Source organism: Pedobacter sp. BAL39 (assembly GCF_000170795.1).
GTDB lineage: Bacteria > Bacteroidota > Bacteroidia > Sphingobacteriales > Sphingobacteriaceae > Pedobacter.
This window is the reverse complement of sequence record NZ_ABCM01000001.1, coordinates 312662-337064: the sequence shown is the minus strand read 5'-3', so window position 1 is coordinate 337064 and position 24403 is coordinate 312662. Positions and strand designations below refer to the sequence as shown.

The following is a 24403-nucleotide window of genomic DNA, read 5'->3' as shown; positions in this document are numbered from 1 at the left end:
TACGAAATATGTTGATAATTTTTTGTGGTAGATTGTGGTAAAAAGTGGTAGAAATATCTATTTTTACACTACATAAAAAGTGCACATATAAAAATGGTTCAACTGTTAGGAGAATTTGATTGTAAATTGGATGCGAAAGGCCGCTTGATGGTTCCTTCGTCTCTGAAAAAACAATTGCCCAACGTTGAGCAAGAGGGACTTGTGATTAACAGGGGTTTTGAGAAGCACCTGGTAATCTATCCTAAGAAAGTGTGGGAAGGGATAGTAGAAGAGTTGAGTAAGCTGAATCCATACGAACAAAAAACAAGAGAATTTATTAGATATTTTACCCGTGGCGCGACGGAATTGACGTTGGATGCTACTGGTCGGGTGAATTTACCGAAGTCTTTACTGGAGTCTGCCGGTATAGAAATTAATGCCGAGCTGATCCTGGCTTGTCAGTTTGATAAAATTGAGGTTTGGTCGAAAAAAGCTTACGATGCTTTATTTGATAAGGAACCTGAAGATTTTGCAATGCTTGCTGAGGAGGTGATGGGCAATAAAAACAGGAGGGAAGATGGAAAATAATTACCACGTTCCTGTCATGTTAAAAGAGTGCATTGACGGTTTGAATATCAAGCCGGACGGAGTGTATGTGGATGTGACCTTTGGTGGTGGCGGACATTCCCGTGAGATACTGAAGCACCTTGGTAAAGATGGTGTGCTCATTTCTTTCGATCAGGATCCGGATGCGCAATTGAATAAGATTGACGATCCCCGGTTTTATTTTGTAGATCAGAATTTTGCATTTCTAAAAAACAACCTGCGTTTGTTGGGTTACAAGACTGTAGATGGTATTCTTGCCGATCTGGGTGTTTCTTCTCATCAGTTCGATGTTCCTGAGCGTGGCTTTTCGACCCGTTTTGAGTCGTTGCTGGATATGAGAATGGATAAACAGGGGGCGCTGAAGGCCTCCGATGTTTTGAATACCTACACAGAGGATCAGCTGCATAAAATATTTGGGATTTATGGTGAAGTGAAAAACGCAAAGTCGCTGGCTAATGCAGTAGTGACCGGCCGTCTGGAGCGTCCTATAGCATCACTTGCAGATTTCAAGCGTGCTGCTGCGGCACACATTCCAAAAGGTAAAGAGCATAAGTATATGGCGCAGGTCTTTCAGGCGCTGCGTATAGAAGTGAATGCAGAGATTACAGTGTTGGAGAGTTTTCTGATGCAGACTGCTGATGTGCTGAAAGAAGGCGGTCGTTTGGTTGTCATGTCTTATCATTCTCTGGAAGACCGTCCGGTGAAAAGTTTTATTGCTAAGGGGAAGTTTAAAGGAGAAGTGGAAAAGGATTTTTTTGGTAATGAACTGAAGCCTTTTAAAGTAATTACACGCAAGGCGATTGTTGCTGAGCCTGATGAAGTAGAGCGGAACAGTCGCGCTAGGAGTGCGAAGCTCAGGATAGGAGAAAAGTTATGAATAACGAATTCAGAACGAGGATAGCGGAGGAAGAAGATCCGGAGCCGGAAGAAATTGTGGTGAAACGTCCACGCCGTAAGGAGCGGGAAGAAGAGCCTGAGGGAAGTAAAGCCTTTTTTAAGAAATTGTTTACCGAGGGAGTGGTGACCAAGGAAGCGGCGACAGACATGTTACCGTTTTTGATCTTTCTGTCCGTGTTGTGTATGCTTTACATTGCCAATAGTCATATGGCGGTGAAGAACATCAGGAGTATAGATAAATTGAATAAAGAAGTAAAGGAGCTGAGCTGGGAATATAAGTCGCTGAAAGCGGACCTGATGTTTAAAAGTAAGCTTACAGAGGTAGCAAAAAAAGTAGATACACTGGGAATTAGGGAACTAACCGAACCCCCGAAAAAAATAGTAGTCAACGCCAATGAATATTAGAGCTAACATATTATTGCGTGTTTATCTGTCTTTCGGACTGATAGTTCTGCTTGCCGTGGCAGTAATTATCAGGCTTTGTGATGTACAATTTGTAGAGGGGCATAAGTGGCGTGCCATGGCCGACAGCCTCTCTACTAAGTATATCAATGTGGAGGCAGCGCGCGGGAATATTTATTCTGTAGATGGGAGTCTGCTGGCGACCTCCATTCCGGAGTATGAGCTGAGGATGGACCTATATGCGGGTGGCATTGAAGACGACCATATTTTTAATAGTAAGGTAGATTCGCTGGCCATGAGCCTGTCGACATTTTTTAAAGACAAAACACCCAAAGAATATTCCAGGTACCTGCGGTCTGCAAGGGCTGATAGCGCACGTTACCTGCTGATCAAACGTAAAGTTGGGTACCAGGAGCTGAAGGTTATCCGTAGTTTTCCATTATTCAACATTGGAAAGTATTCCGGTGGTTTGATTGCGGTGCAGCAAAATAAAAGGATTAAGCCATTTAAATTTTTGGCTTCCAGGACCATTGGGTATAAAAATCCGAATGTTGACAATGGTGTAGGCCTGGAAGGTGCTTATGGAGGTTATATTGACGGAGAGAGTGGTAAACGTCTTGTTCAGCGTATTGCAGGCGGTGTGTGGATGCCGGTGAATGATGAAGCTGAAGTAGCACCAAAAGAGGGAGCAGATATTATTTCCACCATTGATATTAATATGCAGGATCTGGCGCAGTCGGCTCTTGAAAAGCAACTGAAGATCAGCGATGCAGATCATGGTACGGTTATTTTAATGGAAGTGAATACCGGTGAGGTGCGTGCGGTGGCTAACTATACCCGCGGCAAAGATGGTGAGTATACCGAGCAGTTCAACTATGCCATTGGAGGAAGTCAGGATCCGGGGTCGACCTTTAAGCTGGCTTCTTATATGGCGCTGCTCGAAGACGGTAAAGTAGATACAAATACTTATGTGGCCACAGGAGACGGTACATACCGGATTCCTGGACATACGATCAAGGACTCTCATGGTGGTATTGGTACGGTGACGGTAACGAAGGCATTTGAAGAATCTTCGAACACCGCTGTAGCGAAGCTGGTAAATGCACATTATCAGGATAACCCGTCACAATTTACAGACCACCTGTATGATATTCATATGAACAAACGATTGGGATTACAGATCCCCGGCGAGACAAAGCCGGTGATTAAGAATCCTTCGTTTAAAGACTGGAATAAGAATATGACATTGCCGCAGATGGCTTATGGTTATGAGATGCAGATTACACCGCTACAGATACTGGCCTTTTATAATGCGGTGGCAAATGATGGTAAATATATCGCTCCGATCTTTGTTAAGGAGATCCGGCGGTTAGGCAACCCTATTGAGCAGTTTCATGCAAGGGTGATCAGCGAAAGGATCTGTTCTGAAAAGACGGTGAAGAAATTACAGGCCATGCTGGAAAATGTGGTGGTCCGTGGCACCGGAAAGCAGATGGGTTCGCCATTTTATCGGGTGGCTGGAAAAACAGGGACGGCACAGGTGGCAGACCGGAATTTGGGATATCGTGCAAAGCGAAGCTATCAAGCTTCATTTTGCGGTTATTTCCCGGCTGATAAGCCAAAGTATTCGATTATGGTATCCATCAATGGGCCGAAGAACGGGTATTATGGTGCACAGGTTGCAGGACCGGTGTTCAAGGAGATTGCTGACCGTATTTATGCCAGTGATACGGAGATGTACCACAGTGTGAATGACCATCTGGTGGGTAATACCAAAAATCCGGAAGCAAAAGCGGGGCAGAGTAAACCAGTAAAAAAGGTGTACAATGCATTTGGTATCAAGGCGCTGTATGCGGCGCGTTCGACCTATTTCAATAGTGTGGACACCAGCAATGGCGTGGTATACGAAGAGTACAATTCCATCAAGGGGATTATGCCAAATGTGAACGGTATGGGACTCAAAGATGCCTTATACTTATTAGGGAATGCGGGTTTAAAGACAAGAATCAAGGGAAGTGGAAAAGTGATCAGTCAATCCATTCCTTCGGGGAATAAGATTGGTAAAGGTCTGCTTGTAGAATTAGAGTTAAAATAAGATGCAGTTACAGGATGTTTTATATGGAATTACGATAACCAGCCTTGTTGGAAATACCAGCAGGGAGGTAACTGCGCTCGTATTTGATTCCCGTAAAGTGGTAAAAGATTCCGTGTTTTTTGCCATCAGGGGCACAATGTCTGATGGGCATCAATATATCGATGATACGGTGGAGGCGGGAGCTTCTGTGGTGATATGCGAGGTGCTTCCTGAAATCCGCCGCGAACTGGCGACTTACATACAGGTTGAAAATAGTTCGGTCGCACTTGGACAAATGGCGGCGAATTTTTATGGACATCCCTCGTCGAAGCTGAAATTAATAGGTATTACAGGTACGAACGGCAAGACGACCATTGCAACCTTGTTGTTTAAGCTTTTTAGGGAACTTGGTTATGGGGTGGGCTTGATCTCGACAGTGCAGAACCATATCAATGATGTTGTTGTGCCTTCCACGCACACGACGCCAGACCCTATTGCGCTGAATGAGCTGTTGCAGTCGATGGTAGATGACGGTTGTGAATACTGTTTCATGGAGGTGAGCTCCCATGCGGTAAGTCAGCATAGAATTGAAGGTCTGACCTTCAGGGGTGGTGTGTTTTCAAACATCACACATGATCACCTCGACTTTCATCATACATTCGACAATTACATCAAAGCAAAAAAAGCATTTTTCGATGTCCTTCCTGCAAATGCCTTTGCGTTAACCAATCTGGACGACAGAAATGGAATGGTCATGCTGCAGAATACAAAAGCTACCAAAAAGACATATGCCTTAAAACAGCTGGCGGACTTCAAGGCGAAGATCATTGAAAATAGTTTCAGCGGATTACACCTGGATATTGATCAGGCTGACGTCTTTTTTAAGCTCGTTGGTTCCTTTAACGCATATAATCTGCTGGCCGTTTACGGTACGGCGATGATGTTGGGTGAGGAGCAGCTTGCAGTACTGACTGCACTAAGTAACCTGACCGGTGCTGAAGGACGGTTTGATTATGTGAGCTCTAAACAGCAGATCATAGGGATCGTAGATTATGCACATACACCGGATGCCGTTCAGAATGTGTTGAGTACCATTCAGGATATCCGCAAAGGCACTGAACAGGTGATTACCATTATTGGATGTGGCGGCGACAGGGATAAAACGAAACGTCCGGTGATGGCACAAGTGGCTTGTGACTGGAGTGATAAGGTGATTCTGACTTCCGATAATCCACGTACCGAAGATCCGCAAACCATACTCAGTGAGATGGAGGCTGGTGTTTCACCGACAAACAAACGCAAGACGTTGAGTATCCTGGATAGAAGGGAAGCGATAAAAACTGCGTGTCATCTGGCTAAACCAGGCGACATTATCGTCCTGGCGGGGAAAGGTCACGAAAAGTATCAGGATATCAATGGTGTGAAATATCACTTTGATGATAAAGAAATATTAACCGAACAACTAAACCTCATCAGCTAATGTTATATTTTTTATTTGAATATCTAAATCAGCATTATGACTTCCCGGGGTTGAGGTTGTTCTCCTACATTACTTTCCGGACGTCATTGGCTGTGATCATTTCGCTGATTATTACCACTGTTTTTGGACGACGCATCATCGATTACCTGCGAAAAATGCAGGTGGGAGAGACCGTAAGGAATCTAGGGCTCGAGGGGCAGATGCAAAAACAGGGAACGCCGACAATGGGCGGCTTGATGATCCTTATGGGGATCCTTGTGCCTACGTTGCTGCTGGCGAATCTTTCCAATGTTTATGTATTGCTGATGATCATCACTACAGTCTGGATGGGAGTGATTGGTTTTGTTGACGATTATATTAAGGTATTCAGGAAAAATAAGGAAGGGCTTGCAGGAAGATTTAAGATTGTAGGACAGGTTGGCTTAGCTTTGATCATTGGCTGGACGATGTATTTCAATCCAAACATTGTCGTCCGTCAGACGGTCGGAGAGCCTGGAGCAATCAAAAGCGAAGCGCCAATGGTACTCCGCAAGGGAACCAATAACTATTATTATAGCCAGGATGTAAAGTCAACAGTTACCAACGTCCCTTTTTATAAGAACAATGAGTTTGATTATGCTAAGGTCCTGAAGTTTTTAGGAGAAGGATATGAGCAATATGCTGTATTTGTATTTCTCTTTTTCGTAGTGACTATTGTAACTGCAGTTTCCAACGGGGCGAACATTACTGATGGGATTGATGGCCTGGCGACAGGCACGTCAGCAATCATTGGTGTGACGCTGGGCTTGCTCGCTTATGTATCTGGAAATACAGTTTTTGCTGATTACCTGAATATTGTATATATCCCAAATTCCGGGGAGCTGATGATCTTCGCAGGTGCTTTTGTAGGTGCGTGTGTTGGTTTTTTATGGTATAATTCCTATCCCGCACAGGTATTTATGGGAGATACCGGCAGTTTGGCTATAGGCGGTATTATTGCTGCCTTTGCAATCATGATCCGTAAGGAGTTATTAATTCCAATATTATGCGGAATATTTTTGTTGGAGAATTTGTCGGTCATCATCCAGGTCAGCTATTTTAAATATACAAAAAAACGTTTTGGTGAGGGGCGCAGGGTATTCCTGATGTCGCCATTACACCATCACTATCAGAAAAAAGGTTATCATGAGGCTAAGATCGTGACCCGTTTTTGGATTATCGGTATCCTGCTGGCAATTATTACCATCATCACCTTGAAATTACGATAATGAACAAGCAGCGCATCGTCATATTAGGAGCCGGTGAGAGCGGCGTAGGTGCAGCAATGCTGGCACAGAAGCATGGTTATGATGTTTTTGTTTCGGATTTTGGTGTGATCCCTTCGCAATATAAAGCGAGACTGAATGAGCTGAATATTGCCTTTGAGGAGCAGCAACATACCATGGAACGTATCCTTACTGCCGCGGAAATCATTAAGAGCCCGGGTATTCCTGAAAAAACTCCGGTGATTAAAGAAATTAAAAAGAATAAAATACCTGTGATTTCTGAGATTGAGTTTGCAAAAAGATATACACATGCGAAAACCATTTGTATTACAGGGTCTAACGGGAAAACGACGACCAGTTTGCTGACTTACCATATCCTGAAACATGCAGGCTTAAATGTGGGGCTGGCTGGGAATATAGGGAATAGCTTCGCTGCACAGGTTGCCACCGCGGAATATGACTGGTACGTGCTGGAGATATCAAGTTTTATGCTCGATGATATGTACGATTTCAGGGCGGATGTAGCAGTGCTGTTGAACATCACGCCAGACCATCTGGACCGGTACGATTATAAGCTGGGTAACTATGCCGCCTCAAAGATGCGCATCGCCCAAAACCAGTCGGAAGACGATAGTTTCATCTATTGCGCAGACGACGAAGAGACTCTGAAGGCAATGAAACAGCAGAAGGTAGAATCAAGAATGTATCCTTTTTCGATTAGAAAACACATTGAGCAAGGTGCTTATTTAGAGAGTAACAACATACACATCAATATAAACTTAAACGACCAACTAACCATGTCTATTACTGATTTAGCGCTGCAAGGCAAACACAATATCTACAACTCCATGGCTTCCGGCATTGTAGCTAAAGTACTGGATATACGAAATGCGACCATTCGTGAGAGTATGGGCGATTTCAAGAATGTGGAACACCGGCTGGAGCATGTGGCAAAAATTTCTGGTGTGGAGTACATCAACGACTCAAAGGCTACCAATGTCAACTCTACATGGTATGCGCTGGAAAGTGTGAATACGGACGTGATCCTCATTATGGGTGGTGTAGATAAAGGTAACGACTATGAGATGCTGAAAGATATGGTGCGTCAGAAAGTAAGGGCGATTGTATGTTTAGGTAAGGATAACAAGCGGATTCACGAAGCTTTTGAAGATGATGTGGAAGTGATTGTGAATACGTTCTCCGCACATGAGGCGGTGCAGGTGGCCTATCATCTGGCAAAAAAGGGCAATACTGTATTGTTGTCGCCAGCATGCGCAAGCTTTGATTTGTTTAAAAATTATGAAGACAGGGGCAACCAGTTTAAGGCCGCTGTCAAAGAACTATAAATTATGGTAGCGATAAGTAAGCTTCTGGATAAAACAAAAGGAGATCGCTGGATATGGCTGATCATTATCCTTTTGTCGCTGATCTCTATACTCACGGTATATAGTGCTACGGGAACTTATGCCTATAAAGTCAACAAGACGGTGGAAAAGGTATTACTGACCAAACACTTGATTTTTGTGATTATGGGGATAGGGATGATCTATATTGCTCACTTACTGGATTATAAATATTACGCAGGCATCTCTAAAATATTGATGATCATTACCATTCCATTGCTGTTTTATACGGCGATCTTTGGGGCGAACATCAACGAAGCTTCGAGGTGGGTCAAGATTCCGGTTATCGGTCTGACTTTTCAGACTTCGGATTTGGCAAAACTTGCACTGATTACCTTTTTGGCGAGGATGCTGACTAAAAAGCAGGAAAATATTAAAGATGTAAAAAAGGCATTCATCCCGATTATGGGCTCTGTGTGTGTTGTTTTCGCGCTGATTGCCTGGGCTAACCTTTCGACGGCGATCATGTTGTTTGGTGTAAGTATTCTGTTGCTGATTATCGGAAGAATTAGCATCAAGCAAATCCTCATGGTTTGTGCCGGTGGTTCTGTATTGTTGTTGTTTATTGTGTTTCTTGGACCTAGGGCCGGTACATATAAATCAAGGGTAAATTCATTTTTACATCCGGAGAAACAAAATTCAGATAAAACCTATCAGGCAGATCAGTCGAAGATTGCATTGGCAACTGGAGGGGTATTTGGAAAAGGGCCTGGTAACAGTACCCAGCGCAACTTTCTTCCGCATCCGTACTCAGATTTTATCTTCGCCATTATCGTGGAGGAGTATGGACTGACCGGTGCCTTAATGGTGATTGTCTTATACCTGGTATTGCTGTACCGTTGTGTGCGGATTGTGACGCAGAGTCCGAAGGCCTTCGGGGCATTGCTGGCAGCGGGCCTGAGTTTTAGTCTGACGATACAGGCATTTGCCAACATGGCGGTTGCTGTAGGTTTGGGCCCTGTAACAGGGGTGCCATTGCCATTGGTAAGTATGGGAGGGACATCGATGATCTTCACTAGTATTGCCTTTGGGATTATCCTTAGTGTGAGCAGGGATGTGGAGGAACAAAGTAATAAAAAAGTGATTGTCGGCGAGATTCCGGCGATGGCATAACATAGAAAAGATGAGTGCAACAAGAATAATTATTTCAGGTGGTGGTACCGGCGGACATATATTTCCGGCGATATCCATTGCGAATGCGTTGAGGCGTATGGAGCCCGGCTGCGAAATATTATTCGTCGGCGCAAATGGCAGGATGGAAATGGAAAAGGTTCCTGCTGCCGGATATCAGATTGTCGGTTTAAATATCAGCGGAATCCAGAGGGGCTCTATTTCCAAAAATTTAGGTCTGCCATTTAAGTTGATTGGAAGTATGCGCAAAGCCCTCAGGCTGATCGCTGATTTTAAACCCGATGTAGTTGTTGGAGTTGGAGGTTACGCATCAGGGCCAATCCTTTTTGCGGCGTCATTGAAAAAAGTGCCTTACCTGATTCAGGAGCAGAATTCCTATGCGGGCGTGACCAACAAGTGGCTGGGGAAAAATGCGTCTAAGGTTTGTGTAGCTTTTGATGGGATGGAGCAGTTTTTTCCTGCTGATAAATTGATGAAAACAGGTAATCCTGTACGCAAAGATGTAGTCGACATTGAGAACAAACGTTTTGCGGGAGCAGAAATGCTGAGCCTTGATCCCCTGAAGAAAACGATATTGGTGACAGGTGGAAGTCTGGGAGCTGGAACGCTGAACAAAAGTATAGAAAAGCACATCACTGCATTGCTTGAGGCGGATGTACAATTAATCTGGCAGACTGGGAAATATTATTATAAAGGCATTGTGGAGCGCATGGGTCTGAATTTTCATCCTAATGTACGAATCCTGGAGTTTTTGAATAAAATGGATATGGCTTATGCGGCAGCGGATGTGATCATCTCGCGTGCCGGTGCAGGAACTATTGCAGAGCTTTGCCTGATCCGCAAGCCGGTGATTCTGGTGCCTTCGCCAAATGTAGCTGAAGACCACCAGACTAAAAATGCAATGGCTTTGGTAAAAAACAATGCGGCCTTTTTAATTGCAGACCGGTCTGCTGAGGATATTCTTGTTGCTGAAGCATTGGCTTTATTGAAAGACAGTACGCGAATGGAAAATTTCGCTGAAAATATAGGCAGGATGGCATTGCCAAATGCAGATGACCTCATTGCAGATGAGGTCATGGACCTGGCAAAGAAAGGAGGTCATTCATGGAATTAAGCAGGATCAAAAATGTTTATTTCGTGGGAATCGGGGGGATTGGTATGAGTGCTATTGCCCGGTATTTTAAGAACCGTGGTGCGGCCGTATATGGGTATGATAAAACCCGGACCGCGCTGACAATTGCACTGGAACAGGAAGGTATAGATATTTCCTACGCTGATGTAGCGGCTTCTGTACCTGCGTTGTTTGACGTGCCTGCGGAAGATTTATTGGTCGTATACACGCCAGCCATTCCGAAGGATAGTCTGATTCTGAGCTATTTCAAAGCACAGGCTTTCGATCTTAAAAAGCGCTCTGAAGTCCTGGGTATCATTAGTAAAGGGCAGTTTTGCATTGCTGTTGCTGGTACACACGGAAAGACAACTACCTCTTCGATCATTGCACATGTGCTGACAGATACTGGTTTTGGCTGCACTGCTTTTCTCGGAGGAATTGCTTCAAACTACAACAGTAACTTTTTGCTGGGCAATAATGATGTAGTCGTGGTGGAGGCAGATGAGTATGATCGTTCTTTTTTAACCCTGCACCCGGATATTGCCGTGGTTACTTCAATGGACGCCGATCACCTTGATATCTACGGGGATGCATCGCAACTGGTAGAGTCGTTCGGTTTGTTTGCAGGTCAGTTAAAGAAGGAAGGTACATTGTATGTGAAAGCTGGTTTGCCTTTGCAACAGGGCATAAGTTATAGTGCAGTAGATGAAGGTAGGCTGATGGGAACAAACATTCGCGTGGAGGGTGCAAGATTTGTATTTGATTATGTGGATGGTGATTTCAGTATTGCTGATCTCCAGCTGATGGTTCCGGGAAGGCACAATGTGGAGAACGCGGTGGCAGCGATTGCCGTAGCATTGAGGTTGGGAATTGAGCCGGAATTGGTGAAAAAGGCAATTGGTAATTTTAAGGGAGTAAAACGAAGGTTTGAATATATTGTGAATACATCGGAGTATGTTTATATCGATGATTATGCACACCATCCGGAGGAGCTGAAAGCCTGTTTCGGTGCGATCAGGCAGTTGTATCCCGAGAAAAAACTTACTGCGGTATTCCAACCGCATTTGTTTACGAGGACACGTGACTTTGCCGATGATTTTGCAAAAGTACTCGGTACGGTAGATGATTTGTTGTTGCTAGACATTTATCCAGCAAGGGAGTTGCCTCTTGAGGGAATCGACGCGGAGTATCTACTGGAAAAAATTACCTTGGACAGGAAAGAAGTATGTGCCAAAGATGAAGTGCTGGAGAAAATAAGAATGAGAAAACCGGAGCTGCTGTTGACAGTTGGTGCCGGAGACATAGATACATTGATTGAACCACTTAAAGCGCTGTTGACAAATGCTTAAAAGAATCAATTGGAAATCGGTATTTAAATGTTTTGCCTGGATGGTTTGTCTGAGCGGAGTGGTGGTTCTGATGAGTTTTGTGGACCGCAAAAAGCATACAGTAACCTGCACGAATATCAAAATCCTGATTCCCGGTGCGGACAATTTTATTGAGCGTGAGGAGATTGATGCCATATTAAAGCAGAGTCAGGGGCAGTTGATCGGGCGACAACTGGAAGGAATCAATCTTCAGGAGATTGAGAAGAAGATGAAAGCCAATCCCTACATCGCGATGGCAACAGTGTATGCGGATATGGATGGAGTGATTCACGTGGAGGTGAAGCAGCGTCAACCGATCCTAAGGGTGATCAACTCCGGTGGGCAGGATTATTATATTGATAGTGACGGGCTTAAGATGCCGGTATCTCCAAATTTTACAGCGAATGTGCTGGCTGCGAATGGAAATATTCTGGAGCATTTCGGTGGAAAGGTAGATACACTCATTACTAAACTGGCAGTTGATTTATATACGACAGCAGCATTTATAAAGAAAGATACCCTTTGGGACGCCCAGATTGAACAGTTGTACGTGAATGAGAAAAAAGAAATAGAGTTGATACCAAGGGTGGGCAATCAAAGGATCATCCTGGGCTCTGCAGACTCTTTGGATGTGAAGATGAGAAATCTGCTTGCTTTTTATAAACAGGCAATGCCAAAAGTGGGGTGGGATACTTATAAGACCATTAATATTAAATATACGAACCAGGTGGTTTGTGAAAAGAGTAAAGCAGATTCAGTAAAAGTGAAGGTTGCGCCAAGACCGGTAGTGAAGGATACTGTTGCCGCAAATAAACCGGTGATTGATGCATTGGTGAGGCAGCAGATTGCACAGGAGATTAAAAATGATCAGCTTGATGATGAGGGGAGGCTGAAAGTTGGAGCAAAACCACGACCTGATCCTCCGAAGGCGGAGAAGAAGCAAGCAAAGCCAACGTCAGCTGCTAATAAACCTGTTGTGAGTTCGACAACAAAACCGGGGGCAGCACAGAAACCGGCATCAGCAAAGGAAAAAGTTAAGACAGATACCAGGAAAAACAAATAATATAAAACTCAACAAATCGATATAGTTATGGGCAAAGAAAAAGCTATCGTGCAATCTCCGATCGTAGTAGGATTGGATATTGGTACTACCAAAATCTGCGTGATCGTTGGTCGGCGTACGCAGCATGCAAAAATAGAAGTATTAGGCATCGGGAAGGCGGAATCAGCGGGCGTTACCCGCGGTGTGGTTTCGAATATCCAGAAAACAGTACAGGGCATCTCTCAGGCCGTGGAACTGGCCAGCGGACAGTCGAATGTGGAAATTCGGGTGGTGAACGTTGGTATTGCCGGTCAGCACATTAAAAGTTTACAACACCGCGGGATTCTGACGCGTAGGGAACTGAATAATGAGATCAGCAAGAAAGATATAGACAAATTAATTGATGATATGTTCAAACTGGTGATGCCCCCGGGAGAAGAGATCATTCATGTGTTGCCACAGGAGTTCACGATTGACAATGAGCCTGGAGTAAAAGATCCTATAGGGATGGCTGGAGTGCGTCTGGAGGCGAATTTCCACATCATTTCCGGTCAGGTGACGGCTGTAAAAAACATCATGAGGTGTGTGACCAATGCAGGTCTGCAGACTCAGGAGTTGATCCTGGAGCCGCTGGCTTCTTCTGAATCGGTGTTGAGCGAGGAAGAGAAGGAGGCGGGTATTGCGCTTGTTGATATTGGCGGTGGCACAACAGATATTGCCATTTTTCACGAAGGCATCATCCGTCATACTGCTGTGATCCCATTTGGAGGAAACAGCGTTACGGAGGACATCCGCGAGGGGTGCTCAGTGATGAGAAATCAGGCTGAATTGTTGAAAACACGTTTTGGTTCAGCATTGGCAGAAGAGAATAAAGAAAATGAGATCATTTGTGTTCCCGGGTTGAGAGGAAGGGAGCCTAAAGAGATTTCAGTGAAAAACCTTGCTTATGTCATCCAGGCCCGTATGGAAGAGATCATTGAGCATGTGTATTATGAAATCAAATCTTCAGGTTATGAGAAGAAGCTGATTGGTGGTGTCGTCATTACTGGTGGTGGAGCATTGTTGAAACACTTATCCCAGCTGGTGGAGTACGTGACTGGTCTGGACTGCCGTGTAGGTTATCCAAACGAGCATCTGTCAAAGTATGAAGACATGCCGAAAACGATTTATGACGATCTGAAAAGCCCAATGTATGCGACCAGCGTAGGCTTGCTGATTAAAGGAATTCAAAAAGCTGAGGAGCTGATTGAGGAAATGAAACAGCCAGGTGTGTATGTGGAGAAGGCAAAAGATGTGAAAGAAAAAACAAAACGTTCTGGAGGTGGTCTGTTTGATAAATTGCTGGCAAAAACTAAGGATTTCATCAAGGACGACATGAATGTGAGCGACGAAGATTATATCAAACCTTAATAGTTATCCACAATAAACGATTTTTCCACATTACCAACACTTGTGGAAAACGCCTGTTAAAAAAGTGTTAATATTACATGGTAAGATGAACAGGAAAACCCAATTTTTAAATCACTGATTCATAAAGATATGCAGTTTGAAATGTTAAAAGATAAGTCATCAATCATCAAGGTTATTGGTGTTGGTGGCGGTGGTGGTAATGCGGTAAACCATATGTACCGTCAAGGAATTACTGGAGTAGACTTTATAATTTGTAATACTGATGCCCAGGCATTGGAGTTTAGTCCTATTCCTAACAAGGTACAATTGGGTGCAAGCTTAACCGAAGGAATGGGTGCAGGCTCAATCCCGGAAGTAGGAAAAAATTCTGCGATAGAAAATATTGATGACATTAAGCAGATGCTGGGCAGCACGACAAAAATGTTGTTCATCACTGCGGGAATGGGTGGTGGTACCGGTACTGGTGCAAGCCCGATCATCGCGAAGGCAGCAAAGGAATTGGATATCCTGACTGTTGCCATTGTGACTACACCTTTCGCCTTTGAGGGGAAAAGGCGTAAGATGCAGGCAAATGACGGTCTGGATGAGCTTAAAAAATATGTAGATTCTTATCTGGTCATTTCCAATGACAGGTTGCGTGAGATTTTTGGTAACCTGACACTGGGTTCAGCCTTTGCGCAGGCGGATGATATTTTGACTACCGCAGCAAAAGGTATCGCAGAGATTATTACTGTTCCTGGTTACATCAACGTGGATTTCAAAGATGTCCGTACGGTGATGAAGGATAGTGGTGTTTCGATCATGGGTAGCTATGCCTGTGATGGAGAAAACCGTGCTTTAAATGCTGTTGAAGGAGCTTTGGCTTCGCCATTGCTTAAAGATAACGAGATTGAAGGAGCTAGGTATATCCTCCTTAACATCAGCTCCGGTTTACGTGAGGTGACGATGGATGAGGTGACAATCATCACAGATTATATCCAGGATAAAGCGGGTTTATCTGCAGACCTGATCTGGGGTAACTGTATTGATGAAAATCTGGAAGATAAGCTTTCGGTTACGATCATTGCTACCGGTTTCCAAACTACAGAGCAACGTGATGAGGAGAAAAAGAATGTGAAGAAGATCTCTTTGCTTACTCCTGAAGAGGCACCATTGGTGAAACCAGTAGAGCCTGTAAATTCTTTCATCGCCCCAAAAGCTGAGCCGGTATCAAATGAGCCAGTGTTGAAAGCTAAAGAAGAGATCAAACAATCTGATCTTTTCGGAGACATGTTCCAGGGCAATCAGCCGAGAAAGGTTGAAGAACAGGAAAGTGTGATTGTGAGACATACACTGGTAGAAGAGGAGCAGCCTGCAGTAGAAAAGCAACCTGAGCCTTCTTTCGAGTTTGAAATCAAAGTAGCGGAGACTGATTTTGTTTTTGAGAAACCTGAATCTGTTTTCAATAATGATGTAGCCCCACAAAGAGAAGAGGTGGTCATTCCGGGCGCTGACGACGACAAGAATGATGAATCTATCGAGGATCAGCTGAAAAAATCTAAAGAAAGGATTTTAAGGCTGAAAGACCTTAGTATGAAGTTAAGGACCAGCAATGGCTTACAGGAGCTGGAGAATGAGCCTGCTTATAAGCGCAAACAAATGCAGTTGCAACAGGTACAACACTCGTCGGAGTCACAGGTATCCAGATTTACGTTGAGTAATGATGAAGATGGATCAACAGAGATCAGACCTAATAACTCATTCCTTCACGATAACGTGGATTAATGTGAATGCATAAATACAAGAAGCCTTAGTATCTCCTACTAAGGCTTTTTTGATAAAATTGCATACTGTGTTGTGTCTGTGTAAGATCGGACAGGAAAATTGCGATTGAGGCATATTAACATTAAATTTGCAAAAAAAAGATATATAATTTAATACATAATACATTGGATATTTTTGATAAAGTAGCACAGCGCATGGGCCCTATTGGTCAACACCAAAAGTGGTCGCATGGTTATTTCTCTTTTCCTAAGCTGGAAGGAGAAATCGCACCTCACATGAATTTTCGTGGTAAAGAGCATCTGGTATGGAGCTTGAATAACTACCTCGGACTGGCAAATCATCCTGAAGTAAGAGAAGCGGACATGAAGGGTGCAACAGAATTCGGAATGGCTTACCCTATGGGGGCCAGAATGATGTCTGGAAACTCTAAGTATCATGAGCAACTAGAGCAGGAGCTGGCAGCATTTGTAGGTAAACCTGATGCTTTCCTGTTGAATTATGGTTATCAGGGGATGGTGTCTATTATTGATGCCCTGGTAGATAGAAATGATGTGATTGTATACGATGCGGAATCGCATGCCTGTATCATTGACGGTTTACGTCTGCATATGGGTAAACGTTTTGTATACCAGCATAACGATATTGACAGCGCACGCAAGCAGTTAGAGCGCGCTAGCAAACTGGTTGAACAGAGTGGTGGAGGAATCCTTTTGATTACTGAAGGTGTGTTTGGAATGTCTGGTGCACAAGGTAAATTAAAAGAACTGGTTGATCTTAAAAAGGAATTTAACTTCCGCCTGCTGATTGACGATGCACATGGATTCGGAACGATGGGTCCAACCGGAGCGGGTACACATGAAGAACAGGATTGTATCGACGGAGTGGATGTATACTTTGGTACTTTTGCCAAATCAATGGCTGGAATTGGTGCATTTGTAGCATCGACGGAAGAAATTACGAACTTCCTGCGTTACAATATGCGCTCTCAGACTTTTGCAAAGGCTCTTCCAATGCCAATGGTAATTGGTTTGTTGAAACGCCTGGAACTGCTTAAAAATAGTCCGGAGTTGAGGGCTAATCTCTGGAAGGTTGCTACCACACTTCAGAATGGCCTTAAAGAACGCGGTTTTGACCTTGGGGTTACGAACACAATGGTTACACCGGTATTTTTGAAGGGAGAGTTGCTTGAAGCTACTGCGCTGACAATGGACCTTCGTGAGAACTATGGTATCTTCTGTTCGATTGTGGTTTATCCTGTGATCCCTAAGGGATTGATTGAGCTTCGTCTGATCCCAACCGCGGTACATACAATGGAGGACGTACAGCGGACCCTGGACGCCTTTAGTGAGGTTTCCGAGAAATTGAAAAGTGGCTATTATAAAGAGAACCAGTTCTCCATGGCTTAACGGCAATTAAATAACTAAAAACGGCCTTGAAAGTGTATTCAAGGCCGTTTCTGTTTTGTAGGCTATTCTAATCATCTGAAAATGAGGAAAGCATAGTCATTTTCTGCTGTTTAAAACGCCCTATTGTGGAAAAAAAGAAGTTTTTGGCTTCTCAAATAATAGGACAACTATTTGTTTATTAAAATAAACATCTTACTTTAGTAACAGAGTATCAATCAAAACTTTAAAAAACTAAAAGGAGTAAATTAACGATGAAAAAATTTAACGAAGTAAAGGAACTTGTTGCCGCTTTAGAAGCAGATGCAGACAAATTCTACAATAAAGCTAACAGCGCAGCAGGAACCCGCTTACGTAAAGGGATGCAAGACCTTAAAAACCTGGCTCAGGCCATTCGTCTTGAGGTTCAGGACACCAAAAACAAAGCATCATAAAGAAAGGCTTTATTGCAAAGAAAAAGCGCCTTGGTTTTTACCAGGGCGCTTTTTTATTATATGAGATCAACGGGTATCTGATAGTTAACGAAGTAGGGTACTTGTTGTTACACAGCCAGTGTGGTTTTAGACACTATTTTTTCAGTTTCACTTATGATCGACCGGCGTAGGTCTGACGACACCGGAACCAGCGGCAGACGCAGGTAGTCTTCGCAGATACCGAAGTGTTTCAATGCCGCCTTCGCTCCCGCAGGGTTCCCCTCAGCAAACATCATTCTGGTAAACTCGATGAGATCCAGATGCAGATGGGCTGCACGGTTAAAGTCTCCGCTCAGGCAAAGCCTGATCATATCTGAAAGCTGCCTAGGCAGTGCATTTCCGATCACAGAGATGACACCCACGGCACCGAGCGCAATCATGGGAAGGGCTACAGGATCATCGCCGGAGATCAGCATGAAATCTGCTGGTTTGTCCCTCATGATCTGGTTGAACTGATCGAAGTTTCCGGATGCTTCCTTTGTGCCGATGATGTTCTTGAAATCACTGGCCAGTCTGCAGGTAGTTTCCGGGCTCACATTACTGGCGGTGCGGCCAGGTACATTGTACAGGAACAGCGGTAGTGCACTTGCTTCCGCCAATGCCTTGTAATGCTGGTAAATACCTTCCTGAGTTGGTTTGTTATAATAAGGGCTCGCAGATAAGATCGCATCGTATCCATTAGCCTCAAATGTTCTGATGTTATCGACAGTGGCTGCAGTATCATTCCCGCCTATCCCAGCTACCAGTGGTAGGCGGCCGTTGTTAATTTCAGCGGTAAATTCCCAGATTTTCTTCTTCTCGTCCTTATTTAGGGTTGATGCTTCTCCTGTAGTACCTAAAGATACCAGGTATTCAACTTTTCCTTCGATAAGGTAATTGATGAGGCCTTTCAGTCCTTCATAATCTACCGTTCCATCTGTATTAAAGGGGGTCACTACTGCGACGCCCGTTCCGTGAAATTTATTCATTTTTGTTTAGTTGTTCAATAATGCCAATAACTCATCCTGAGAAATCAGTGGGATATTTAATTTTTTTGCTTTTTCCAGTTTAGAGGGACCCATATTGTCGCCCGCGACAAGGAAATTTAGTTTGGCAGAAATGCTGCTCAGTATTTTACCTCCGTTGAGCTCAATGATTTCCTTGAGCTCTTCTCTGCTGTAGTTTTCAAAAACTCCCGAAATTACGAATGTTTTTCCAGTTAATTTGTCACTTTGCAGTTCAATTTCTTTTTCATCACTTTCAAACTGCAATCCGTAGCTTTTCAACAACTCAATTTGTTGGATATGTTCGGGCTTCGCAAAGTATTCTATGATACTTTCAGCGATGCGCTGGCCGATTTCATCTATGGCCGTCAGTGTCTCCAGGCTGGCAGTAGCTAAGGTGTCAATGTTTTTTGTAGCCACTGCGAGTTTTCTGGCTACAGTTTCACCAACATACCTGATTCCCAATCCGAAGAGCACTTTTGCAAAAGGCATCTGCTTGGAACTTTCGATGCCCTTGAGCATATTTTCAATAGAACGTTCGCCAAACCTGTCGATAGCCTTTAGTTCTTCAGTGCGTTGATGAAGTACATACAGATCGCTGATGTGTTTTAATAATCCATGCTGATAACATGTTTCAATAGTTTCATCTCCTAATCCGTCAATATCCATGGCCTTACGTCCGATGAAATGCTGTATTTTTCCAACGATTTGTGGAGGACAGGCTTCATCATTCGGACAATAGTAAGCAACCTCGCCTTCTTTTCGAATTAGTGTCGTTCCACATTCAGGACATTGGGTAGGATAGATGATCTTTACTGCTCCATTTTCCCGTTTATCTAAATTGACATTAATGATTTTAGGAATGATCTCTCCACCTTTTTCAACAAATACGCTGTCCCCTTCATGGAGGTCAAGGCGTTCGATTTCGTTGGCGTTATGTAATGTTGCCCTTTTTACGGTTGTTCCCGCCAACAGCACGGGTTTTAGGTTGGCTACCGGAGTGACAGCACCTGTTCGTCCTACCTGATAGGTTACCCTTTCCAGTATGGTTTCTACCTCCTGAGCCTTATATTTGTAGGATATGGCCCATCTGGGTGATTTTGCAGTGAATCCCAGTTCTGCCTGCTGAGCATAGCTGTTTACTTTGATGACGATGCCATCAATGTCATACGACAAGTTAAACCGTTCTTTTTCCCAGTAGCTAATGAATTCAAGGACCTCTTCAATCGTATTGCCCAATCGCGAATGCTCTGAGACATGAAATCCCCATGACTTTAAAGTTTCAAGACTTTCCCAATGAGTTTTAAATGGACTTTTATCTGTATTGAAGTAGTAAAGGAAACAATCAAGCGGACGTTTAGCGACTTCTCTCGAATCCTGCATTTTAACAGTCCCAGCGGCAAAATTTCTCGGATTTGCGTAAGTAACCTCACCAAGCTCCTCACGTTCTTTATTGAGGCGCTCAAAGGCTGCGCGGTGCATCAGGATCTCTCCCCGGATCTCAAATAAAGAAGGAATAGTACCGCTGCTGAGTTTGTGAGGGATATTTCTGATAGTTTTGACATTGGTCGTTACATCATCTCCTTTTGTACCATCGCCCCGCGTCACTGCCCGTAAAAGTTTTTGATCTTCATAGGTAAGACTAATGGATACACCGTCAAATTTGAGTTCACAGACATATTGGAACTGATCACCTATTGCCTTTCTCACCCGCTCATCAAAGTCGCGAAGGTCCTGCTCGTTATAAGTGTTCCCGAGGGAAAGCATGGGCCATTTGTGTGCAACAGTAGTGAAGTTTTTTGTGATGTCGCCGCCCACTTGCTGCGTAGGGGAGTTGGGATCTGCATATTCTGGATATTGTTGTTCCAGCTTGTTCAGCGCTGCGAGTTTCCGATCAAATTCATAATCGGCAATGGTGGGCATTGCCAGTACATAGTAATCATATGTGTGTTGGTTAAGCTCCTTAACCAATGCGTCCATCTTGTCCTTAACCTCGTTTTTTGACATATCGCGAAGATACAAAATCGGCAGGGCAGCTAATTCAGAATCGGTGAAATAATTTTTAAGCTGGATGCATTGCCAGCCGGGATGGTTATCGAAGATCTTTATGAGTTTAACCGCCTATTGTATTTTGAATATCCTCGAATATCGAAAGATAATCATGCTCAATCTGTTGCCTGAAAACTTCCAGCTGCGCATTCAACATCCCGATCTGATCTTCGGTGAAGGGATCTGCCCATATTCTTTTGCATATTTGTTGGAGTGCATAAGAGATGTTTTCGATCTTTTGATAACTGAGCAGGTATCGGCTGGAGATGAAGTTGTTCAGAAAGCGGAAAAAGAGATCGGTGTTGGTCATACCTGCATTTTTGAGGAAGCTGTCGATTGCATTTTTGTCGGCATTTTCCAGCTGTTCATAAAACCTGTTGATGTTGACCAGGTTGTGAGTGATGAGCAAGTGATCCAGCAAGAGTTCGAGGCCAATATGTGCCAGGAAGAACGGCTTTACAGGGCTCCCTTCGCAGGCTGGGAGGATGAGTAGCTTGAGCGCGTGACTTTGTGTGCTGAAGAATGTGGAGGTATGAAATAACTGGTCCACCCTGACGTGTCGTTCCCATCCACTGAGTATGGCACTCTGGATGGAGAAGGGCTTGAACAGTTCCGGTGTTTTCAGTGGATAGAGGTTACAATCTTTCTCTGCATTTTTAATAAAGTCGGGTAAGACAACGCCTATCACCATATTGTCATCGTGGTTGCGGCTATCGAAATAATAGTGGGATAGGAAGTTCATAAGCTTAAATGTAGAGATTTTTTAAACAAGCTTTTCCTATATTTGCCCCAAAAGGATATAATAATGACCAATTTCGTTGAAGAATTACGTTGGAGAGGCATGTTGCAGGACATGATGCCCGGTACCGAGGAAAAGTTAAATGAAGGCATGACATCAGGTTATATAGGTTTTGACCCTACTGCGGATTCGTTGCATGTTGGGCACCTAACACAAATCATGACTCTGATTCACTTTCAACGCGCCGGACATAAGCCTTATGCTCTGGTAGGTGGTGCAACGGGAATGGTTGGTGATCCTTCAGGAAAGTCTGACGAACGGAACCTGCAGACGGAGGAGATGGTAGCCCACAACCTTGCAGGAATGAAACGTCAGCTTTCTAAGTTTCTGACCTTTAATTCGGAGGAAAATGGGGCTGTTATGGTGAACAACGCCGACTGGTTTAAAGACATGAGCCTTTTCACATTTATCAGAGACGTAGGTAAGCACATTACGGTGAACTATATGATGGCCAAGGACAGTGTGAAGCGACGCCTGGAGGGTGACTCTGGTCTTTCGTTTACTGAGTTTTGCTACCAGCTCATTCAGGGGTATGATTTCTACTACCTTTGGAAAAACAATAATTGTCTGGTACAAATGGGTGGTTCTGATCAGTGGGGCAACATTGTGACCGGTACTGAGCTGATCAGACGTAAAGATGCTGGTACTGCATTTGCAATTACCACACAGCTGATCAAAAAGGCTGATGGTACAAAATTTGGAAAAACTGAGAGCGGCGCAGTATGGCTAGATCCGGAGAAGACCTCTCCATATAAATTTTACCAGTTTTGGCTGAATGCTTCCGATGACGACACAAAAAAATGGATCAGAATATTTACACTGAAAACTCAGGAAGAGATCGAGATACTGGAACAACAGCATAATGAAGCGCCTCATTTGAGAATTCTTCAGAAGGCGCTTGCTGAAGATATCACCGTGAGAACGCATTCTGCTGAAGCACTGGAAACGGCTATTAAAACTTCTGAGTTTTTGTTTGGGAATGGTTCACTTGAGTTTTTCAATACACTAACTGAAGCACAGGTGCTGGAGATTTTTGAAGGAATCCCACAATACCTCATTGCGAAAGAGGAGCTGACGGCAGGGATTGATGCCGCAACAATACTGGCGGAGAAAACGAGTGTTTTTCCATCAAAAGGAGAGGCTAAGAAAACCATACAGGGCGGAGGAGTTTCGCTGAATAAGGAGAAGATCAAAGAAGCATCTCAGCTAGTTTCGGTTGCTGACCTGCTGAATGACCAGTTTCTGATCGTGCAGAAGGGGAAAAAGAATTATTTTCTGCTGATTGCAAAGTAAATTACCGATATCCATTGTGGGTAATCGATTATTTAATATTTAAGAAAAGGCACCGTTTTTTATCGGTGCCTTTTCTTTTTAAGCTGTGAGCCGTCACGCTGTAGCTTTACAGAGATCGGATAGATGATGGCGTCAGTTTATCAATAAATTACAACCCCTGATATCGGCATTGTCAAAACGGCCAAGTACTTCAAAGGAGCCATCCGGCAACAATCGGCCGAGGTCTTGCGTGGCAATAAAAGCGCAGGAGTTGATGTTGGAGAGGTCGATCACATTGATGCCGCCTGACCTTCCTTCTCCGGCCACACTCAATGGGTCATTCGTATCCCTCAGGTTGATCTGTATCCATGGTGGGCATCGGAAAATACCCAAGCCATCGGAATAGGCTTGCCCGAGCAGTTCCGTCATTCCATATTCACTGTGTATCGCGTTAACGCCAAAGCCGTTCTCCAACTGTTCATGAAGCTCTTCCCTCACCATTTCTTTTCTTTTTCCTTTCATTCCGCCTGTTTCCATGACGACCAACTCCGGAAATGAAAGCTTATATTGCTCTATAAAATCCAATAACGCATAGGTAACTCCTATAAGAATGGTTTTTTGTCTTTCTGATTTAAGTTTCAACAACTTTTCATACAAATCCCGGTGATTATGCAGGTAATAGCCGCTCTCAGGATGTTTGCTATCCCTAATCAAGGCGTCAACCATATAAATCAGTGAGGAGCCCTCACGCTCCAAATAAGAAGGGAGCAGTGCGAGAAAACAGGTGCCATTGATTTTTCCGTAGAAGTGCTCAAAGGCCGTGCTAAAGCTTTGTTCGTATACTTTAAGGTCTGTAACCAAATGCTGGCTCTGACTTTGTCCGGTGGTACCGGAACTGCTGAATGTGATCTTTACGGGATCTTTACTGCTGAGTACCGGATGGCTTTTAAAGAAGCTAATAGGCAGATACGGGATCTGGGCGCTTGTTTCAATAGTTTCTATATCTATACCAAGATGAAAAATGTAGGACTGGTAGACCTGGCAGTTTAAGGCCTGATGTCTAAAAACCTGCATACAGGTCTGCTCAAACTGTTTGTTATTGCTGATCGAAAAGATTTGTGCGATGATGTCTTTCACGGTGCAAAAATACGGAACAAAGTTTATTCTGTTTCGGTTTTTTTCTGCAACACTGCTTTTCGGAAATGATAACCACAGAAACCACTTACAGCGGCGACAAATGCGCCCAGGATTGCACCTAAAGCGAGGATGATCCACCAGGCCTGTACGCCGAACATTACCGCAACTTTTTTGGCGAGCAAATGGTCATTAGGAATACTTTCGAATAGTGACATGCCAAGCCATAGCAACAGAATAGCAAAAAATGGGGACCACAAGGCGATCTTACCCGTTTTGCCTATAAGACCACAGGTTGCAAAAGATACAACTACCACGATCCACCATGGCATGACCATTTGCAGCAGGTACGAGGCGATGATAATGACAATAAAAACCAT

General features: G+C 43.9%; 21 protein-coding genes. 16 read left to right on the top strand and 5 right to left on the bottom strand.

Annotated features, from left to right (window positions below):
• Positions 1–93: 93 nt before the first annotated feature.
• From mraZ to PBAL39_RS01475, 15 genes are all read left to right on the top strand, one after another.
• Positions 94–567 carry a division/cell wall cluster transcriptional repressor MraZ gene (gene mraZ / locus PBAL39_RS01545; RefSeq protein WP_008237521.1) on the top strand — a complete coding sequence of 158 codons (474 nt, stop codon included), beginning with the start codon at positions 94–96 and terminating at the stop codon, positions 565–567.
• Positions 557–1462, top strand: coding sequence for a 16S rRNA (cytosine(1402)-N(4))-methyltransferase RsmH (gene rsmH / locus PBAL39_RS01540; protein ID WP_008237519.1), 906 nt, complete (start codon positions 557–559; stop codon positions 1460–1462). Before mraZ ends, rsmH begins: the two co-directional genes overlap by 11 nt.
• On the top strand, positions 1459–1887 hold the full coding sequence (locus PBAL39_RS01535; protein WP_008237518.1) for an FtsL-like putative cell division protein: 429 nt from the start codon (positions 1459–1461) through the stop codon (positions 1885–1887). Before rsmH ends, PBAL39_RS01535 begins: the two co-directional genes overlap by 4 nt.
• The gene (locus tag PBAL39_RS01530) at positions 1877–3979 is read left to right on the top strand and encodes a penicillin-binding protein (RefSeq protein WP_008237517.1); all 2103 of its coding nucleotides are present in this window, start codon (positions 1877–1879) and stop codon (positions 3977–3979) included. The genes PBAL39_RS01535 and PBAL39_RS01530 overlap by 11 nt, the downstream gene beginning before the upstream one ends.
• Before the next feature lies 1 nt (position 3980).
• Positions 3981–5438, top strand: a complete 1458-nt coding sequence (locus tag PBAL39_RS01525) for a UDP-N-acetylmuramoyl-L-alanyl-D-glutamate--2,6-diaminopimelate ligase (protein WP_008237516.1) — start codon at positions 3981–3983, stop codon at positions 5436–5438.
• Complete coding sequence (mraY, locus tag PBAL39_RS01520) at positions 5438–6685, top strand: phospho-N-acetylmuramoyl-pentapeptide-transferase (RefSeq protein ID WP_008237515.1); 1248 nt, start codon at positions 5438–5440, stop codon at positions 6683–6685. The genes PBAL39_RS01525 and mraY overlap by 1 nt, the downstream gene beginning before the upstream one ends.
• A complete protein-coding gene (gene murD / locus PBAL39_RS01515; protein ID WP_008237514.1) occupies positions 6685–8028 on the top strand; it encodes a UDP-N-acetylmuramoyl-L-alanine--D-glutamate ligase in 1344 nt (447 codons plus the stop codon). Before mraY ends, murD begins: the two co-directional genes overlap by 1 nt.
• A gap of 3 nt (positions 8029–8031) precedes the next feature.
• Complete coding sequence (locus PBAL39_RS01510; RefSeq protein ID WP_008237513.1) at positions 8032–9198, top strand: FtsW/RodA/SpoVE family cell cycle protein; 1167 nt, start codon at positions 8032–8034, stop codon at positions 9196–9198.
• 10 nt (positions 9199–9208) lie between these two features.
• Positions 9209–10330, top strand: a complete 1122-nt coding sequence (murG, locus tag PBAL39_RS01505) for an undecaprenyldiphospho-muramoylpentapeptide beta-N-acetylglucosaminyltransferase (RefSeq protein WP_008237512.1) — start codon at positions 9209–9211, stop codon at positions 10328–10330.
• Positions 10321–11676, top strand: coding sequence for a UDP-N-acetylmuramate--L-alanine ligase (murC, locus tag PBAL39_RS01500; RefSeq protein ID WP_008237510.1), 1356 nt, complete (start codon positions 10321–10323; stop codon positions 11674–11676). Before murG ends, murC begins: the two co-directional genes overlap by 10 nt.
• Entirely contained in the window at positions 11669–12757 is a 1089-nt protein-coding gene (locus PBAL39_RS01495; protein WP_008237508.1) for a cell division protein FtsQ/DivIB, read from the top strand. The genes murC and PBAL39_RS01495 overlap by 8 nt, the downstream gene beginning before the upstream one ends.
• Before the next feature lie 27 nt (positions 12758–12784).
• Positions 12785–14146, top strand: coding sequence for a cell division protein FtsA (gene ftsA / locus PBAL39_RS01490; protein WP_008237505.1), 1362 nt, complete (start codon positions 12785–12787; stop codon positions 14144–14146).
• A gap of 129 nt (positions 14147–14275) precedes the next feature.
• Entirely contained in the window at positions 14276–15910 is a 1635-nt protein-coding gene (ftsZ, locus tag PBAL39_RS01485) for a cell division protein FtsZ (protein ID WP_008237504.1), read from the top strand.
• A gap of 164 nt (positions 15911–16074) precedes the next feature.
• Positions 16075–17316: an aminotransferase class I/II-fold pyridoxal phosphate-dependent enzyme gene (locus tag PBAL39_RS01480; RefSeq protein ID WP_008237503.1), complete on the top strand. Its 1242-nt coding sequence runs from the start codon at positions 16075–16077 to the stop codon at positions 17314–17316.
• A gap of 251 nt (positions 17317–17567) precedes the next feature.
• The gene (locus PBAL39_RS01475; protein ID WP_008237502.1) at positions 17568–17747 is read left to right on the top strand and encodes a hypothetical protein; all 180 of its coding nucleotides are present in this window, start codon (positions 17568–17570) and stop codon (positions 17745–17747) included.
• Positions 17748–17854: 107 nt separating this feature from the next.
• Here PBAL39_RS01475 and dapA read toward each other — a convergent pair whose 3' ends face one another.
• The 3 genes from dapA to PBAL39_RS01460 all read right to left on the bottom strand — a co-directional run bounded on the left by dapA (position 17855) and on the right by PBAL39_RS01460 (position 21560).
• Positions 17855–18754, bottom strand: a complete 900-nt coding sequence (gene dapA / locus PBAL39_RS01470) for a 4-hydroxy-tetrahydrodipicolinate synthase (protein WP_008237501.1) — start codon at positions 18752–18754, stop codon at positions 17855–17857.
• Between the two features lie 6 nt (positions 18755–18760).
• Positions 18761–20776, bottom strand: a complete 2016-nt coding sequence (ligA, locus tag PBAL39_RS01465; protein ID WP_008237500.1) for an NAD-dependent DNA ligase LigA — start codon at positions 20774–20776, stop codon at positions 18761–18763.
• A gap of 106 nt (positions 20777–20882) precedes the next feature.
• Positions 20883–21560 carry an ACP phosphodiesterase gene (locus PBAL39_RS01460; RefSeq protein WP_039865922.1) on the bottom strand — a complete coding sequence of 226 codons (678 nt, stop codon included), beginning with the start codon at positions 21558–21560 and terminating at the stop codon, positions 20883–20885.
• 63 nt (positions 21561–21623) lie between these two features.
• Between PBAL39_RS01460 and tyrS the strand changes: the two genes are divergently transcribed.
• Positions 21624–22910 carry a tyrosine--tRNA ligase gene (gene tyrS / locus PBAL39_RS01455; RefSeq protein WP_008237490.1) on the top strand — a complete coding sequence of 429 codons (1287 nt, stop codon included), beginning with the start codon at positions 21624–21626 and terminating at the stop codon, positions 22908–22910.
• Positions 22911–23042: 132 nt separating this feature from the next.
• Here tyrS and PBAL39_RS01450 read toward each other — a convergent pair whose 3' ends face one another.
• Complete coding sequence (locus tag PBAL39_RS01450) at positions 23043–24026, bottom strand: acyltransferase (RefSeq protein WP_008237489.1); 984 nt, start codon at positions 24024–24026, stop codon at positions 23043–23045.
• 23 nt (positions 24027–24049) lie between these two features.
• Entirely contained in the window at positions 24050–24403 is a 354-nt protein-coding gene (locus PBAL39_RS01445; RefSeq protein ID WP_008237488.1) for a hypothetical protein, read from the bottom strand.